The 14,331-nt window shown below is 71.1% G+C and carries 17 protein-coding genes and 1 tRNA gene; 7 read left to right on the top strand and 11 right to left on the bottom strand.

The window, feature by feature from the left end:
* Positions 1-148: 148 nt before the first annotated feature.
* Positions 149-733 carry a phosphoribosyltransferase family protein gene (locus IEY12_RS09670; protein ID WP_188883252.1) on the top strand — a complete coding sequence of 195 codons (585 nt, stop codon included), beginning with the start codon at positions 149-151 and terminating at the stop codon, positions 731-733.
* On the opposite strand, the gene IEY12_RS09665 is transcribed toward IEY12_RS09670, so the two are convergent.
* The gene (locus IEY12_RS09665) at positions 730-1,644 is read right to left on the bottom strand and encodes a cell division protein CdpA domain-containing protein (RefSeq protein ID WP_188883246.1); all 915 of its coding nucleotides are present in this window, start codon (positions 1,642-1,644) and stop codon (positions 730-732) included. The two genes, IEY12_RS09670 and IEY12_RS09665, sit on opposite strands and share 4 nt — an antisense overlap.
* A gap of 149 nt (positions 1,645-1,793) precedes the next feature.
* On the opposite strand from IEY12_RS09665, the gene IEY12_RS09660 reads away from it, so the two are divergent.
* The 6 genes from IEY12_RS09660 (at position 1,794) to IEY12_RS09635 (ending at position 4,106) form a co-directional block, all read left to right on the top strand.
* On the top strand, positions 1,794-1,943 hold the full coding sequence (locus tag IEY12_RS09660) for a hypothetical protein (RefSeq protein ID WP_188883415.1): 150 nt from the start codon (positions 1,794-1,796) through the stop codon (positions 1,941-1,943).
* Between the two features lie 51 nt (positions 1,944-1,994).
* Positions 1,995-2,069: transfer RNA gene (locus IEY12_RS09655), tRNA-Arg, on the top strand.
* 231 nt (positions 2,070-2,300) lie between these two features.
* Complete coding sequence (locus IEY12_RS09650; RefSeq protein WP_188883244.1) at positions 2,301-2,498, top strand: XapX domain-containing protein; 198 nt, start codon at positions 2,301-2,303, stop codon at positions 2,496-2,498.
* A 40-nt stretch (positions 2,499-2,538) separates the two neighbouring features.
* The gene (locus IEY12_RS09645) at positions 2,539-2,910 is read left to right on the top strand and encodes a YccF domain-containing protein (protein ID WP_188883242.1); all 372 of its coding nucleotides are present in this window, start codon (positions 2,539-2,541) and stop codon (positions 2,908-2,910) included.
* 237 nt (positions 2,911-3,147) lie between these two features.
* The gene (locus IEY12_RS09640) at positions 3,148-3,699 is read left to right on the top strand and encodes an AAA family ATPase (protein ID WP_188883240.1); all 552 of its coding nucleotides are present in this window, start codon (positions 3,148-3,150) and stop codon (positions 3,697-3,699) included.
* Positions 3,696-4,106, top strand: a complete 411-nt coding sequence (locus IEY12_RS09635; protein ID WP_188883238.1) for an RNA-binding domain-containing protein — start codon at positions 3,696-3,698, stop codon at positions 4,104-4,106. The genes IEY12_RS09640 and IEY12_RS09635 overlap by 4 nt, the downstream gene beginning before the upstream one ends.
* Here IEY12_RS09635 and IEY12_RS09630 read toward each other — a convergent pair.
* From IEY12_RS09630 to IEY12_RS09585, 10 genes are all read right to left on the bottom strand, one after another.
* A complete protein-coding gene (locus tag IEY12_RS09630; RefSeq protein WP_188883235.1) occupies positions 4,103-5,077 on the bottom strand; it encodes a nucleoside recognition protein in 975 nt (324 codons plus the stop codon). The two genes, IEY12_RS09635 and IEY12_RS09630, sit on opposite strands and share 4 nt — an antisense overlap.
* Positions 5,078-5,125: 48 nt before the next feature.
* Complete coding sequence (locus tag IEY12_RS09625) at positions 5,126-5,689, bottom strand: magnesium transporter (RefSeq protein WP_188883233.1); 564 nt, start codon at positions 5,687-5,689, stop codon at positions 5,126-5,128.
* Positions 5,690-6,259, bottom strand: a complete 570-nt coding sequence (locus IEY12_RS09620; protein WP_188883230.1) for a magnesium transporter — start codon at positions 6,257-6,259, stop codon at positions 5,690-5,692.
* 44 nt (positions 6,260-6,303) lie between these two features.
* Positions 6,304-7,494 carry an MFS transporter gene (locus tag IEY12_RS09615; RefSeq protein ID WP_188883228.1) on the bottom strand — a complete coding sequence of 397 codons (1,191 nt, stop codon included), beginning with the start codon at positions 7,492-7,494 and terminating at the stop codon, positions 6,304-6,306.
* 68 nt (positions 7,495-7,562) lie between these two features.
* Positions 7,563-8,969, bottom strand: coding sequence for a signal recognition particle protein Srp54 (locus tag IEY12_RS09610; protein WP_188883226.1), 1,407 nt, complete (start codon positions 8,967-8,969; stop codon positions 7,563-7,565).
* A gap of 46 nt (positions 8,970-9,015) precedes the next feature.
* Positions 9,016-9,486 carry a DUF7522 family protein gene (locus IEY12_RS09605; protein ID WP_188883224.1) on the bottom strand — a complete coding sequence of 157 codons (471 nt, stop codon included), beginning with the start codon at positions 9,484-9,486 and terminating at the stop codon, positions 9,016-9,018.
* Between the two features lie 134 nt (positions 9,487-9,620).
* Entirely contained in the window at positions 9,621-11,891 is a 2,271-nt protein-coding gene (ligA, locus tag IEY12_RS09600) for an NAD-dependent DNA ligase LigA (protein ID WP_188883222.1), read from the bottom strand.
* 48 nt (positions 11,892-11,939) lie between these two features.
* Entirely contained in the window at positions 11,940-12,107 is a 168-nt protein-coding gene (locus IEY12_RS09595) for a hypothetical protein (RefSeq protein ID WP_188883218.1), read from the bottom strand.
* 103 nt (positions 12,108-12,210) lie between these two features.
* The gene (locus IEY12_RS09590) at positions 12,211-13,548 is read right to left on the bottom strand and encodes a cytochrome P450 (RefSeq protein WP_188883216.1); all 1,338 of its coding nucleotides are present in this window, start codon (positions 13,546-13,548) and stop codon (positions 12,211-12,213) included.
* A gap of 55 nt (positions 13,549-13,603) precedes the next feature.
* Positions 13,604-14,239 (bottom strand): helix-turn-helix domain-containing protein, encoded by a 636-nt coding sequence (locus IEY12_RS09585; RefSeq protein ID WP_188883214.1) that lies wholly within the window; start codon positions 14,237-14,239, stop codon positions 13,604-13,606.
* Between the last annotated feature and the right edge of the window lie 92 nt (positions 14,240-14,331).

Here is a 14,331-nt window from a genome sequence, read left to right as displayed (position 1 = left end):
TCCGCCTCGGGAGGTCTCCGGAGGCCTCCCGAGTCCCGGCCGCGCCGTTCGGCGGCCGCGACCGGGTGAACGTCTAACTGCGTCGCGCCCGTTCGTTCGGTATGCACGACGCCGACCCCATCGACCGCCCGCTCGGGGGCCGCCCGCGATGACTCGCTACGAACGCCCGTATCGCGACCGGGACGCCTACACGCTCGAACTGTTCGGGGAGGAGTGGACCCTGCCCGTCGTCGCGGTCGACGACGACACGTACGTCGCCTCGGACGCCCGCCTCGTCCTCGGGACGACGCGCTTCGTCGAGTCGGCCGCCGTGGCGCTCGCGGACCGCCTCGCCGACCGCGACCCCGCCATCGACTACCTCGTCACGCCGGAGGCGAAGTCCCTCCCGCTCACGCAGGCGCTCGCGGCCGAGCTCGGCGTCGAGTACGTCGTCGTTCGCAAGAGCGTCAAATCGTACATGCGCGACCCCGTCTCCGTCGCAGCCGACTCCATCACGACCGCCGGCGAACAGCGCCTCGTTCTCGACGGGGCGGACGCGGAGCGACTCGACGGCGCGCGCGTCGCGCTCGTCGACGACGCCGTCTCCACCGGCGGGACGATGGCGTCGCTCGACTCGCTCATCGAGACCGTCGACGCCACCGTCGCGGCGCGCGCCGCCGTCTTCGCCGAGGGCCGCGAACACCCGGCCGTCGAGACGCTCGCGACGCTCCCCCTCTTCGTCGCGGAGACCTAGCGAAAGAGCGACTTCACGCGGTCGATGACGCCGTCGTCGTCCTCGGTCGCGAGCTCCTCCATCTCCTGCTGGTGGCGGAGCTCCTGTAAGGCCGCGACCTGGTCGTCCGCGCCCTCGCCCGTCTCCTCCGTCGACTCGCCGCCGCGAAGCTTCTGGAGCCCGCTCACGGCCGAATCGACGCCCTCGCTCCGCGAGACGTTCGCGTTCTCGGTCGTCAGGTTCGAGCGCTCCACGTCCTCGTCGCCGGTGTCGATGTTGAGCCGCGTCGTGTTCGTCTTCTCGACGCCGCCCCACGAGAGCTCGGAGTCCGACATCGCCTCCTCGATGTCGCGTTCGACCTCCGCCTCCGACACCGCCGGGTCGTCGCCCGCCCCGTCGTCCGCGCTCGCGGCGTCCGTCGCCGTCCCACTGCCGCCGCCGGCGAGGCGCGCGCGCTCCACGCGGTCGGAGACGAGGCCCGCACCGCCCGCGCCGACGAGGCCGACGAGGCCGGCCGTGTAGACGACGACGCCGAGCGTGCTGTGGTCGGTTGTCCCCTGTACGTTCCAGTGCTGGGGGTAGCTCGCGACGAAGACGCCGACGCCGACGAGGCAGACGACGCCCCCCACGGCAGCGACGTACGTCGCGCGACGGTCCACCGGTAGGAGCACCGGGATGCTCAGGAGGAACGCCGGCAGTCCCGTGAGCGCGAGCGCGCCCGCGATCTCGCGCAACTGCCAGTGGAACGGCGACGCGGCGGGAATCGTCGTCGCCCAGAGGAACATCAGCACGCCGACGACGCCGAGCGTCACCCCGCCGAAGAACAGCCCGAACCCGACGTAGACGTCCGCGAGGCGGTCCGGTTCGCCGACGTAGCGCCTGTACGTCTCGACCAGCGTGTTCGCCACCCGACTCCTGCTATCTAGCTCCATACGCTTCCTCTAGTGCCATGCATTAAGACTGTTCGCCACCCCTCGCCCGGTAGCCCTGCCGGCCGCGAACCGCCCGACTGCCCGCCGGCGCCGCGTCGACCTATCCGAATGCCAACCGTTTAAGTGCGTAGCGCGTGTGACTCTCACGCGTGCCCAAGCTCGACTGTCCGGAGTGCGAACGCGGCATCGCGATGCACGAACTCCAAACCCGGACCGTCGCCCAGCGGACGGGCTTCGAGACGAACTACCGGTGCCCCTACTGCCGCAGCGACTTCGACGACGTCGACGGTCTCCTCTGAGTCCACCCCGTCCCGAACGTCTTTTGCCCCCTCCGGCGTACTCTCCCGGTGGGGCACGTAGCTCAGTTCGGACAGAGCGTCTGGCTTCTAACCAGAAGCGCGAGGGTTCAAATCCCTTCGTGCCCGTCCGTGTTTTTCCGACTCGGGTGCGCGGAGCGCACCGCTCGTCGCAAAAACACGGGAGAAAAAGGCCGGTCGCCTTCGGCGACCGGTGAAACTCGCGCGTCGCGCGAGTACGCTGGTTCCGCACCACTCCCGGACCGCTCCGAACCCCGACCGCTCCGGACCGCTCCGAACCGCGACCGCACCGCGCCGCGCTTCGGCGTCCTTTTCCTCGCGCCCGCCGTCGCGACGCGTATGAACACCACACTCGTCGCCGCCGCGCTCGTCGTCGGCGTCTGCACCGGCGCGCTCTTCGCCGGCCTCCGCGTGCCGATTCCCGCGCCGCCGTCGCTCCCCGGTATCGTCGGCATCGTCGGCATCTACCTCGGCTATCGCCTCGTCGGGGTCACCGGCGTCGGCTTCGACCTCCTGCGGTGGCTCGGCCTCTCGTAGCGCCCCCGACGTTTTCCCCTCGCGGCGCCTCCCACTGGGTATGGCCGAACAACGCTCGTTCCTCGCTCGCGCGCTCTGGTTCGTTGTCGTCGGCTGGTGGGCGACGCCCGTGCTCGTCAACGTCGCGTGGTTCCTGAACGTCACCGTCGTCGGCATCCCCATCGGCATCAAACTCATCAACCTCGTTCCGACCGCGCTCACGCTCAAGGAGCCCCGGGACCTCGACGCCGAGGACGGCGGAAGCCAGCACGGCCTCCTCCTGCGCGCCGTCTACTTCGTCCTCGTCGGCTGGTGGGCCAGCCTCCTCTGGGCGAACCTCGCGGCGTTCCTCGCCGTCACCGTCGTCGGCCTCCCGATCGCCATCTGGATGTTCGGGAGACTCCCCTACGTCACGTCGCTCTATCGCTTCTGAACGCTCCCGCTCGCCGGCCGCGCCGGCGTCCCGTCCGCCTGCCGGAGGGCGTACGCATATGTGGCTCTCCCGCGCACACCCGGTATGAGCGACGACACCGCGTACTGTCCGACGTGCGAGGAGACGCAGCGGACGACGACGACGAAGCCCTGTCACCCGCCGCTCTGCCTCGGCTGCGGCGAGCACGTCACGTAGGGATGCTGGTGTTTAAACCGCCGACGCGGCTATCTCTCCCGTATGAAGGTCATCGGTATCGTCGGTCTCCCGGGGAGCGGGAAGAGCGAGGCGGCGGCGGTCGCGGAGGAACTCGACGTGCCCGTCGTGACGATGGGCGACGTCATCCGTCGGGAGTGCGAGGCGCGCGGCCTCGACCCGACGACGCACCACGGTGACGTGGCACAGGCGCTGCGCGAGGAGGGCGGGCCGGCCGCCGTCGCGGACGCCTCCCTCCCCGTCATCGAGGACGCCCTCGACGGGAGCGAGGTCGTGCTCGTGGACGGCATCCGCTCGGACGCGGAGGTCGAGCGCTTCGAGGAGGCGTTCGGCGAGTCGTTCCTGCTCGTGAACGTCCACGCGCCCTTCGAGGTGCGCCGCGAGCGCGTCGGCCAGCGCGGCCGCGACGCCACGGCGGACGAGGGCGGCGAGAGCCTCGAGGAGCGCGATCGGCGCGAGCTCGGCTTCGGGATGGGCGAGGCCATCGAGGCCGCCGACCTCACCATCGAGAACACGGACACCCTCGAGTCGTTCCACGAGTCGGTCCGCGACCTCCTGCGGGGTGAGGCGGCGTGACCGTCTACAGCGTGGACGTCGAGGTGCGCGCGCCCGTGCAGGCGACGGAGGTGCCGGACCGCGTCGCGCGCGCCGTCGAGGAGCTCTTCCCGAACGCGGACGTCGAGGTCGGCTCCGAGGAGGTGGTGGCCTCGACGCACGACCTCGAGGCGTTCCGCGAGTGCCTCTTCGAGCAGCGCATCCTCGACACGGCGCGCTCGACGTTCTTCGACGGCCGCACCGACTCCGGCTTCGCGTTCGACCTGAAGAAGCAGGCGGCCTTTCGCGGCGTCGTGAACTTCTCGGTGGGTAAACCAGCGGAACTCGGCGACATCCACGTCGCGGTGACGGTGCGCGAACCCGACGTCGAGGAGTTCATCACGTACCTCGCGCCGGAGACGGAGGACGGCGACCCCGTCGAACTCTAGACGGCGAGGAGGAGGGCGAGCGCGAGCGCGACGAAGACGATTTTCGTCGCAACGTTCACGGCGACGACCTTCGAGCCGAACGTCGGCCCCCAGATACCGTACTGGAAGGGGATCGAGCGCTTGAACGTCGAGACGGCAAAGGAGAAGACGCCGCCGAGCAGCATCGCCGCGACGCCCTGTTCGACGGTGAGCGTCTCGGGGACGAGGCTCGCGGCGGTGAGCGCGCCGACGGTCGTGTTGAATGTGAAGGCGACGACGACGGGCACGCTCTCGACGGGGAGGCCGGTGACCGCCACCGCTACCTCGTTCAGCGGCCCGGTGTGGCGCGTCACGTCCACCGTCATCAGGACGGCTTCGAGGACGAGGTAGACGACGAGCAAGCGCGGGAGAATCGAGCGGAGGCGCGAGGCGGTCGTTTCGGCGGCCGAGCGGAGTTTCTCGCGCGTCGATTTCGCCTCCTCGCCCGGGGCGTCGGCGTCGATGGTCCCGAGTTTCGCGCGGTCGACGTTCGCCTCCGAGAGCAACAGCGCGCCGGCGAGCACGCCGAGGACCGTGATGGCGAGCGCGATGCCCGCGCGGAAGCCGACGTAGAGGAGGCCCATTCGGAGGCCGAGGATGGGGACGAGGACGGGCGCGTAGAACGTGAAGACGTGCTGGGCGAAGCCGAAGAACGTGTTGATGGTGACGGCGACGAGGGTCGCGCGGTCGTCGAGCGCGCCGGACTCGCGGAACTCGGCGAGCATCCCGTAGCCGGCGGTCGTCGAGGCGGCGGTGGTGAGGATGGCGCTCCCGACCTCGCTCGGGAGGTTCGCGGGGCCGGTGAGGGGTTTCGCGAGCGCGGCGACGTAGCGCACCGCGCCGAAGTCCACGAGGAGGTTCGCGACGAAGACGCCGACCGAGATGAACGCGACGACCGTGGCGACCCGCGGGAGGACGACTTCGAGGACGTCGACGACGGGGACGCCGAGCATACTCGGGCTACGGGCGCGCGCCGCAAAAGGCGCGTCGCTCCGCGCCGACTACCCCACGAGCAGCTGCACGACGGCGAAGAGGACGACGATGCCGAGGACGTCGCAGACGTTCGTGACGACGGGGATGACGACGTCGTCGGGGTCGAGGCGGAGCCGATAGGCGAGGTAGGTCGCGACCACGGTCACGACGACCGCGAGCAGGGCGAGCACGGCCCCCGAGGCGAAGGAGACGGCGACGACGGTCCAGACGCCGAGGTCGGTCTGCGCGGCGGTGAGCGCCGTCGCGCCCCACGCGCCCGCGCCGACGAGCGGGAAGACGGTGAGCGCGAGCGTGACGGTGGCGAGGGCGTTCCCCGCGAGGTCGTCGTCGGTCGCGGCGAAGGTGAGCGTGCCGAGGTGGAAGGACGTCGAGAGCCGGGAGGCGAGGATGCTCCCGAGGTTCCCGGCGGTGCCGATGGTGACCGGGACTAACACGAGCAGGCTCGGGTGGCGGTAGAGCGTCGCCTCGAAGCTCTCGAGGACGAGGCCGCTCCCGATCTCGACGGCGGTGAGCCCCAGGAGAACCGGGAGGGTCGCGCGGACGATGGCCGAGACGGTCCACTCCTCGGGCACTCAGGCCACCCCCAGGACGAGCCGAACGGCGACGACGAGGAAGGCGAGGCCGAAGACGTCGCCGATGGTGGTGACGAGCGGGCCGACGAGCGCGTCCGGGTTGTACCCCCGCCTGAAGCCGACGACGACGACGGCGACGACGGCGACGGTGAGGACGACGCCGGAGAGGAGGCCGGCGACGAACGCTATCGCGGCGAGCACGCCGAGCGACGCGACCTCGCGGCCGAGCGCGAGGAGCACGCAGAACGCGAGGACGGCGGCGGCGACGGAGGCGAGGAGGCCGTTCGCCATCGCGGCGGCGGCGGCGTTCACGAGGCGCTCGTCGGCCTCGAAGCGCGGCCGAAGCAGCCCCTGATGGAGGCCGGTGGCGAGGCGTGCGCCGAGCGAGCCGTAGACGTTCCCGCGCGTCGCGAGGAGCGCGGGGACGCAGACGAGCAGCCCCGGCACGGCCTGCAGTTCGGCGCGCATCCCGCTGAGGACGACGCCCGCGAAGAGACCCCCGACCATGCTCGCGACGAGCGCCGGCGCGGCCTCCCGGTAGGCGCTGGCGGCGACGTCGCGGATGCTCATGGTGGACGCAGACGCCCCACCCCGTAAAATACCCCGGCCGCCGCTCATCCGTCGGCGGCGAGCAGGACGGCGGCGCCGCCCGCCGCGCCGACGAGCGCGACGCAGAGCGCGCCGAACGCGACCGTGAAATCGGCGTAGGTGGAGAGGACGCCGACCGTAGCGGGCGCGAGCGCGCCCGCGCCCATCAGGACGGTCCGGACGACGCCGAGGCCGCCCCCGGAGCGCTCGGCGGGGAGGAGCGCCATCAGGTACGCGCCTCGGACGGGTCGGAAGCCGTGGCCGCCGAGGCCGAAGACGACGACGGCGGCGATCAGCCCGACCGTTCCGAACCCGCCGAAGGTGAGCGCGCAGAGGCCGAGCGCGGCGAGCGCGAGCGTCCCGGTGACGACCGCGAGCGGCCCCACCCTGTCCGCGAGGTCGCCGGTGACGGTCTGGACGAGGCTGACGACGAAGAGGCCGCCGTAGACGGCGCTCGCGGTCGCGGGCGTGAGGCCGGCGTACTCGAGGAAGCGCGGGAGGAACGCGACGACGCCGTTGTAGGCGAAGGCGGCGCAGACGGTGACGGCGACGAACCCCGCGAACGCCGGGTCGCGGAAGAGCGTGGCGTAGCGCGCCAGCGGGACGCCGTCCCCGTCGTCATCCCGGTCCGCGGGCGCGGGTTCGCGGGCGCGCATTCGCGGGTAGGCGAGCGCGGCGAGCGCGAGGCCGACGACGCCGGCGACGGCGAAGAGCGCGTGCCAGTCGAAGCGCGCGCTCGCGAGCAGGACGGCGACGGCGGCGGGCGCGGCGACGCCGCCGAACGCCCCCACCGTGTCGAGGACGCCGAGCGCGCGGCCCGTCCGGTCCGGGTAGACGGCGGAGAGCAACCCGACGGCGACGGTCTTGTGGACGCCGGTGCCGAGGCCGACGAGCACCATTCCGGCGGCGAGCGCGAGGAAGGGGACGTCGACGGCGAGCGCGAGCGCCGCGCCGGCGGCGACGACCGCGCCGGCGGTGATGACGCGCGCCGCGCCGATACGGTCGGCGAGCGCGCCCGAGGGGAACTGGAGGGCGGCGTAGACGAGCATCATCGCGGTGAACGCCGTGCCGAGCGCGGCGTCCGTGACGCCGTAGCGCGCGCCGAGGGCGGGGAAGAGCGGCGGGAACGCGTAGCGGAGGAACTTCGCGAGGAACCAGACGAGCGCCGTCGCCGCGAGGACGTCGAGCGAGCGGAGGCGGGCGAGGCGGGACGACACGCTCTCTGGTGCGCTCGTCGCGGACTAAAACGCGCCGACTGCGGCAGACGCGACGTGCGATGCGCGCCTCAGAAGGGACCGAAGCCGCCCATGCCGCCGCCGCCACCGCCGCCGCCCATGCCTCCGTCGCCCTGCTGCATCTTCTTCATCATCCGCTGCATGTCGCCGTCGCCCATCCCCTGGAACTGCTTCATCGTGCGCGACATCATCTTGTGCTGCTCCAAGAGCTCGCGGACGGTTTCCTCGCCCTGCCCGGAGCCCTTCGCGATGCGGCGGACCTGCGAGGCGCCGATGGAGCGGGGGTTCTCGAGTTCGTCCTCGGTCATCGAGTCCATGACGACCTCGAAGTTCCGCATGCGGTCCTGGGTGACGTCCATCGCGTCGTCCGGGAGCTGGTCCATGAGGCCCCCGCCCATTCCGGGGATCATGTCCATCACCTGGTCGAGCGGCCCCATCTTGTTCATCGCGTCCATCTGGCGCTTCATGTCCTTGAGGGTGAACTCCCCCTTCAGCATGTCCTCGGGGTCCCAGTCCTCCTCCTCTTCGGCCTGGGTCTCCTCCATCGCGCGTTCGACGCGCTCGGTGAGCTGCTTGAGGTCGCCCATCCCCAGCAGGCGGGAGATGAAGCCGCTGGGCTCGAAGCGCTCGATGTCCTGGACGGTCTCGCCGGAGCCGAGGAAGGCGATGGTCGAGCCGGTCTCGTTGACCGCCGTCAGGGCGCCCCCACCCTTCGCGGTGCCGTCGAGTTTCGTGATGACAACGCCGTCGATGCCGACGGAGGTCTCGAACTGCGTGGCCTGGTCCTTCGCGCCCTGCCCGATGGCGGCGTCGAGGACGAGCAGGGAGCGGTCCGGCTGGACGGTGGCCTCGATCTCCTCGATCTCGTCGATGAGGTCGTCCTCGAGGGCGTGGCGACCGGCGGTGTCGACGATGCGGACGTCGGCGTCCTCGGTCGCTTCGAGGCCGTCACGCGCGATCTTCACGGGGTCGTCCTCGTCGGGGTCGCCGTAGAAGTCGACCTCGGCGCGCTCGCACATCTGCTTGGCCTGCTCGTAGGCGCCGGGGCGGAAGGTGTCGGTCTGGATGACGGCGGGGCGGAGGCCCTTCTTCGAGAACCACCACGCCATCTTCGCGGCGGTCGTCGTCTTCCCGGACCCTTGGAGGCCGGCGAGCATGATCGTCTGCTCCTCTAAGGGGAGCTCCGTGGATTCGCCGACGAGGTCGACGAGCTCCTCGTAGACGATGCGGAGGACGTGGTCGCGCGCCGTCGTGCCGGCCGGTGGCTCCTCCTCCAGCGAGCGCTCCTCGATGGAGTCCGAGAGCTCCATCACGAGCGAGACGTCGACGTCGGCCTGGAGCAAGGAGCGCTGGATCTCCTTGACGACCTTCTCGACGTCTTCCTCGTCTATCCGGGACTTCCCACGGAGCGAGTCGAGCGTGCCCCTGAGGGAACTCCCGAGGTCGTCGAGTACCATTTGTCTACTCTAGACGCCGAGGACGCATTAAAGGCTTTATCGTGGCTCACGCCTCGGAGACGAACTCCGGGCGGTGTTCCTCGCGCGCCGTCTCGACGAGCGCGTCGACGTCGAGCGAGCGTGCGCGGTCCACGGTGAGGACGACGCCCGTCGTGTTGTCGAACGGCACCTGCACGAGCGTCGCCCCCTCGAAGAGCGTCACCGTCGCCTCCGTCCCACCGAGGTGGAAGAGCGACTCGTAGTGCGGGTTGGAGAGCGAGTCCTGGAAGGCGTGCTCGTCCGCGATGCGCTCGAGCTCCGCGTCGCTGTACTGCTCGCCGACGTGGTCGGCGAGGTAGGTGTACTCGCTCACGGCGCCGTCGTAGACGAGGACGGTCCGGAGCCCGTCACCGTAGCGGTCGTAGAGCCACTTGGTGAGGTGACTCGACTCCCGCACGAGCGACTCCTCGCTCTCGTCCGGTCGCCGCGCGATTCCCCGGCCGCTCCGCATCCGTTCGTCGCCGATGTCGTCGCTCATCCGTGCCCCCTCACTGTCCCGGATACTGCTCCGCGATACACGAAGTATGTACCTAATCACTGAGGGTACTACTCCCGCGTGACACATCTGAACGGACGTGTATTCGCGGTGGAACTAGATATATAGTTACATATCTAACTATCGTCTCGTGATTCGACGTCGATTCCGCGCTCGGCGAGCGAGTCGAAGAACGCCTCGGGGTCGCGCTCGTCGACGCCGTGCTCCTCGGCGGCCTCGCGCTTCGCCGTCCCGGGGTTCTCGCCGACGACGAGGTAGTCCGTGTTCGAGGAGACCGAGGACGTCGCCGACCCGCCGTGGCGCTCGACGAGGCCGTGGAGTTCGTCGCGCGTCCACCCCGCAACGCTCCCCGTGAAGACGTACGTCTCGCCGTCGAGTTCGTCGCCCGCTCGCGCGGCCTCGGGCGACTCGGGCTCGCCCAGTCGCGACTCCTCGCGCAGGCGCTCGATGACGCGGCGGTTGCGCTCGTTGTCGAGGAACTCCGCGACGTGCTCGGCGACGGTCGGCCCGACGCCCTCGACGGCCTCGTACTCGGCCTCGTCGGCGTCGAGGACGGCGTCCAGCGTCCCGAAGTGGGCCGCTACATCGGCGGCGACGGTCGGGCCGACCTCCGGGATGCCGATGGCGGCGAGGAAGTCGCCCAGCGGCGGGTGGCGCGCGTCCTCGAGCTCTGCCACGAGGTTCTGCGCGCTCGTCTCGCCCCACCCGTCGAGCGCCGCGAGGTCGTCGACGTCGAGGTCGTAGAGGTCCGCGACGTCCGTCCCGACCAGCCCCGACTCGACGAGTTGCTCGGCGGCGCTCTCGCCGACGCCCTCGACACCGAGGACGTCCGTGAAGTACGCGACGGCGCGGACGAGTTGGGCGTCGCAGGCCAACCCCCCCGTGCAGTAGGCGACGGGGCCGTCGTACTCGACGGCGCTCCCGCAGACCGGGCACTCCCCGGGGAACTCGTACGCGCCCTCGCTGTGCTTCTCGACCACCGCGTCGACGTACGGGATGACGTCGCCCGCGCGCTCGACGCGCACCTCGTCACCGACGTTCACGCCCAACGCCGCGAGCTCCTCGGGGTTGTGGAGGCTCGCGCGCGAGACGGTGACGCCGCTCACCTGCACGGGCTCTAAGAGCGCGACCGGCGTCAGCCGACCCGTTCGCCCGACCTGCACGACGACGTCCGTGACGGTCGTGCGCTCCGTGCGCGGCGGGAACTTGTAGGCGTACGCCCACCGGTAGTGGCGCGCCGTCGTCCCGAGCGCCTCGCACTGCGCGCGGTCGTTCACCTTCAGCACCGTGCCGTCGATGTCGTAGTTCAGCGACTCGCGGGCCTCCCGCAGGTCGTCGCGGTAGTCGATGGCCGCCTCGACGTCCTCGACGTGCCGGTCGCGGTCGTTCGTCTTCAACCCCCAGTCCGGGAACCGCCCGAGTTCGCCCCACTGCGTCTCCAGCCCGTCGATGCCGCTCGCGTGCGCGCCGCCCGACGCCGACACCGTCCCCGAGAGCGCGTCCAGCAGGTCGGCGACCGAGGCCTCGTCCGCCCGCCACGCCGCCCACGCCTCGCGGACGGTACCATCTCCGGCGCCCTCGTCGGCCTCGGGCGCGTTCCACGCCGCGAGGACGTCGTAGACGTAGCAGTCGAGCGGGCGCTCGGCCGTCACCGAGGGGTCGAGCTGGCGGAGGGTGCCGGCGGCGGCGTTTCGCGGGTTCGCGAACGGCTCGTCGCCGCGCTCGACGCGCTCGCGGTTGTACGCCTGAAAGGCGTCCTTTGGGATGTAGACCTCCCCCCTGACGACGAGGACGTCCGGGTGGTCCCCGCGCAGCCGCTGGGGAACGGACTCGACCGTGCGGACGTTCTCCGTCACGTCCTCGCCGGTCTCGCCGTCCCCGCGGGTCGCCGCGCGCACGTAGCGCCCGTCGACGTAGACGAGCTCGACGGAGAGCCCGTCGAACTTCGGCTCGCAGACGTACGTGACGGCCGCGCCGTCGAGCTCGCGCCGGACGCGCGCGTCGAAGTCCCGGACGTCCTCGGCGTCGCCGCTCGAGCCGATGGAGAGCATCGGGACGACGTGCTCGACGGTGCCGAGTTCCTCGAGCGGCTCGCCGCCGACGCGCCGCGTCGGCGAGTCCGGCGTCTGGAGGTCGAAGGCGTCCTCGAGCTCGCGCAGGCGCTCGAAGAGCCGGTCGTACGCGCGGTCCGCGATCACGGGGTCGTTCAGCACGTAGTAGCGATAGTCGTGGAAGCGCACCGCCTCGCGGAGGTACGTTGCTTGCGTCTCGGCTTCGTCCTCGCCGAGGTCGTCGACGTCCCTGAAGTCGAGATCCGGGTCCGTGACGTACGGGTTCTCGGGGTCGAGATCCGCCGCCCCCTCGAGGTCCGAGAGCGAATCGGCCATACGCCGGCTACTGCGCCCGTCCCCGTAACGCCTCGGGCGGTCGGCGCCCTACCCCCGCCGGTACCGCGACGCGACCGCGCGCGTCGCGAGCAGCGCCGCGCCGACGAGCGACGCCTGCACCCACCACCGCGACGCGCCGACGACGCCCGCCGTGAGCGCGACGCCCGCCGTCAGTGACGCCGCGAGCAGCGTCTCCCCGCCGGCGGCCGAGGGCATATCTCGGCGTTCGACGCGCCCGCAAAAAGAACCGGGGGTCGCTTCGAGCGGCGTGGCGCACCCCGCTGGCGTTCCGCGGCGGCTCGCTCGTTCGGTCGGGTGCCTATCGGCGCACGACCCGCATCTCGACCGGGCCGTCCGGCCGGAGCGTGATCGACGGGTCGAACGAGAGGTCCGCCCGCGGTTCGAGGCGCCAGTCGCGGACGATGGTCGCGAGCGCGAGACGCGCCTCCTGCATCGCGAAGCGGTCGCCGATGCACCGCCGTGGGCCGCCGCCGAACGGGAAGTAGGCGAACTTCGGGAGGTCGGCCTCGAACTCGCCGGTCCAGCGCCCCGGGCGGAACTCCGTCGGGTCGTCGTACCACCGTGGGTCGCGGTGGACGACCCACTGGTGCATCGCGACGGTCTGTCCGGGCTCGATCTCGTAGCCGCCGAGTTCGTCGCGCTCGTCCGCCTCGCGCACGAGCTGCCAGACCGGCGGATAGAGCCGTAACCCCTCTTTCACCGCTCGCTCCGTGTCCGCGAGGTCGTCGAGGTCGTCGGAGCCGGGCGTCCGCTCGCCGAGCACGTCGTCGACCTCGGCTTCGAGGCGCCCGCGCGCGTCGTTGCTCCGCCCGAGCGCGTGGAGGGTGTAGGTGAGCGCGAGCGCCGTCGTCTCGTGGCCGGCGAGCAGAATCGTTACGATTTCGTCGCGGATCTGCTCGTCCGTCAGCGGCGCGTCCGTGTGGTCGGTGGCGCTCAGGAGGATCGAGAGGACGTCCGACCCGTCGCGCGGCGCGTCGCTCGTGGCTCGGTACTCGGCGATGATCGAGTCGACGACGTCGTTCAGCGTCTCCTGTGCGCTCTCGAAGCGCTCGTTGCCGGGCGTCGGGAGCCAGCGCGGCAGTTGGACGGGTCGGCGCATCCGCGCGGAGGCGTCGTCCATCAGGGCTTCGAGCGCGTCGGCGATGGCGCCCTCCTCCTCGCGGATGTCGACGCCGAAGAGCGCCTGAGAGGCGATTTCGACCGTGAGCTGCATCATCTCATCGTGGACGTTGCGGACCTCGCCGTCCTCCCACTCCGCGAGCATCCGTTCCGTGTACTCGGCCATCACGTCCGCGTACGCCTCGAGCATCCGCGGGTAGAAGGCCGGCTGCATCGCGTGGTGCTGCTCGCGCCAGTACTCGCCCTCGCTCGTGAGGAGGCCGCTCCCGAGCGTCGGGCGTAACGACGTCTGGAAGCGCTCGCCCTTCCGGTAGGCCTGATTGTTCTGCACGAGGACGTTCTCGACGAGCTCCGGCGAGGAGACCTGCACGACGTCCTCCGTCCCGAGGTCGTAGCGCGCGACGTCGCCGTATTCGCGGGCGATTCGGGTGGGGAACCCGAGGGGGTCGTCGGCGAACGCGAGCGTGTCACCGACGACCGGTTTCCCGTCCGGGCCGGGGATGCGCTGTCGTTGCATACGGATGGAGAGGCGCGCCCCGGGGGAATCCGTACTGCCGGTATTCGCCGGCCACTTACGTACCGTCGAGGAGGTGGGGGAGGACGCGCGCCTCGATCTTCCGCAGGTGCTCGGAGACGGTGGAGGCGGAGACGTCGAGGTCGTCGGCGACGTCCGCGACGGTCGCCCCGCGCGGGTTCTCGTAGTAGCCGGCGGCGACGGCGGCCGCGAGGACGTCCCGCTGGCGCTCCGTGAGCGCGGAGTGGAGGCCGTCCTCGCCCGTGTACTCGGTGAGGCGTTCGACGCGCATGTCCGCGCGAACGGCCTCCGGGAGCGCGCTCGCGGCCTCGCTGATGCGCGCGGCGGGCCCGAGGAGGGTGACGGTGACGTGCTCGTCGTCGAAGTAGACGGGCGTGTCGAGGACGAGTCGATGGGATTCGAGGCGGTCGAGGAGGGAGCGGACGCGCGCGCCGGGCCGGAGGTGGACGTAGAGGGTGCGGTCGTCGACGACGGCGTGGTCGCGGACGTGCGTGTCGTCGTCGAGGGCGTCCGCGACGGCGGCGGCGACGGGGCGCTCGAACTGGCAGAGTTCGAGGACGGTGCCGTCGCGACGCCGCCTGACGGTCCGGAGGCGACCGCGACGCCCCTCGGCGGGCGCGAAGCGCGCGGCGTCCTCTCCCGTCCGGTCGAACGTGACGCTGAGCCGTTTCACGACCCGGGGTACGCCCTCCCGATTCAAGTATCCGCTCCGCCGGTAATCGGCGAACGTTGCCGTAACTGCCGTGCATATCCCTCTGGGAGAAT

It is taken from the genome of Halarchaeum grantii, assembly GCF_014647455.2.
GTDB classification, from domain to species: domain Archaea; phylum Halobacteriota; class Halobacteria; order Halobacteriales; family Halobacteriaceae; genus Halarchaeum; species Halarchaeum grantii.
Note: the sequence above shows the minus strand (reverse complement) of the source record. Positions and strands in the feature narration are given on the sequence as shown.

Coding starts and splice junctions, on each gene's coding strand:
- IEY12_RS09670 (WP_188883252.1), top strand. CDS start 149: ATGACTCGCTACGAACGCCCGTATCGCGACCGGGACGCCTACACGCTC.
- IEY12_RS09665 (WP_188883246.1), bottom strand. CDS start 1,644: ATGGAGCTAGATAGCAGGAGTCGGGTGGCGAACACGCTGGTCGAGACG.
- IEY12_RS09650 (WP_188883244.1), top strand. CDS start 2,301: ATGAACACCACACTCGTCGCCGCCGCGCTCGTCGTCGGCGTCTGCACC.
- IEY12_RS09645 (WP_188883242.1), top strand. CDS start 2,539: ATGGCCGAACAACGCTCGTTCCTCGCTCGCGCGCTCTGGTTCGTTGTC.
- IEY12_RS09640 (WP_188883240.1), top strand. CDS start 3,148: ATGAAGGTCATCGGTATCGTCGGTCTCCCGGGGAGCGGGAAGAGCGAG.
- IEY12_RS09630 (WP_188883235.1), bottom strand. CDS start 5,077: ATGCTCGGCGTCCCCGTCGTCGACGTCCTCGAAGTCGTCCTCCCGCGG.
- IEY12_RS09620 (WP_188883230.1), bottom strand. CDS start 6,259: ATGAGCATCCGCGACGTCGCCGCCAGCGCCTACCGGGAGGCCGCGCCG.
- IEY12_RS09610 (WP_188883226.1), bottom strand. CDS start 8,969: ATGGTACTCGACGACCTCGGGAGTTCCCTCAGGGGCACGCTCGACTCG.
- IEY12_RS09605 (WP_188883224.1), bottom strand. CDS start 9,486: ATGAGCGACGACATCGGCGACGAACGGATGCGGAGCGGCCGGGGAATC.
- ligA (WP_188883222.1), bottom strand. CDS start 11,891: ATGGCCGATTCGCTCTCGGACCTCGAGGGGGCGGCGGATCTCGACCCC.
- IEY12_RS09595 (WP_188883218.1), bottom strand. CDS start 12,107: ATGCCCTCGGCCGCCGGCGGGGAGACGCTGCTCGCGGCGTCACTGACG.
- IEY12_RS09590 (WP_188883216.1), bottom strand. CDS start 13,548: ATGCAACGACAGCGCATCCCCGGCCCGGACGGGAAACCGGTCGTCGGT.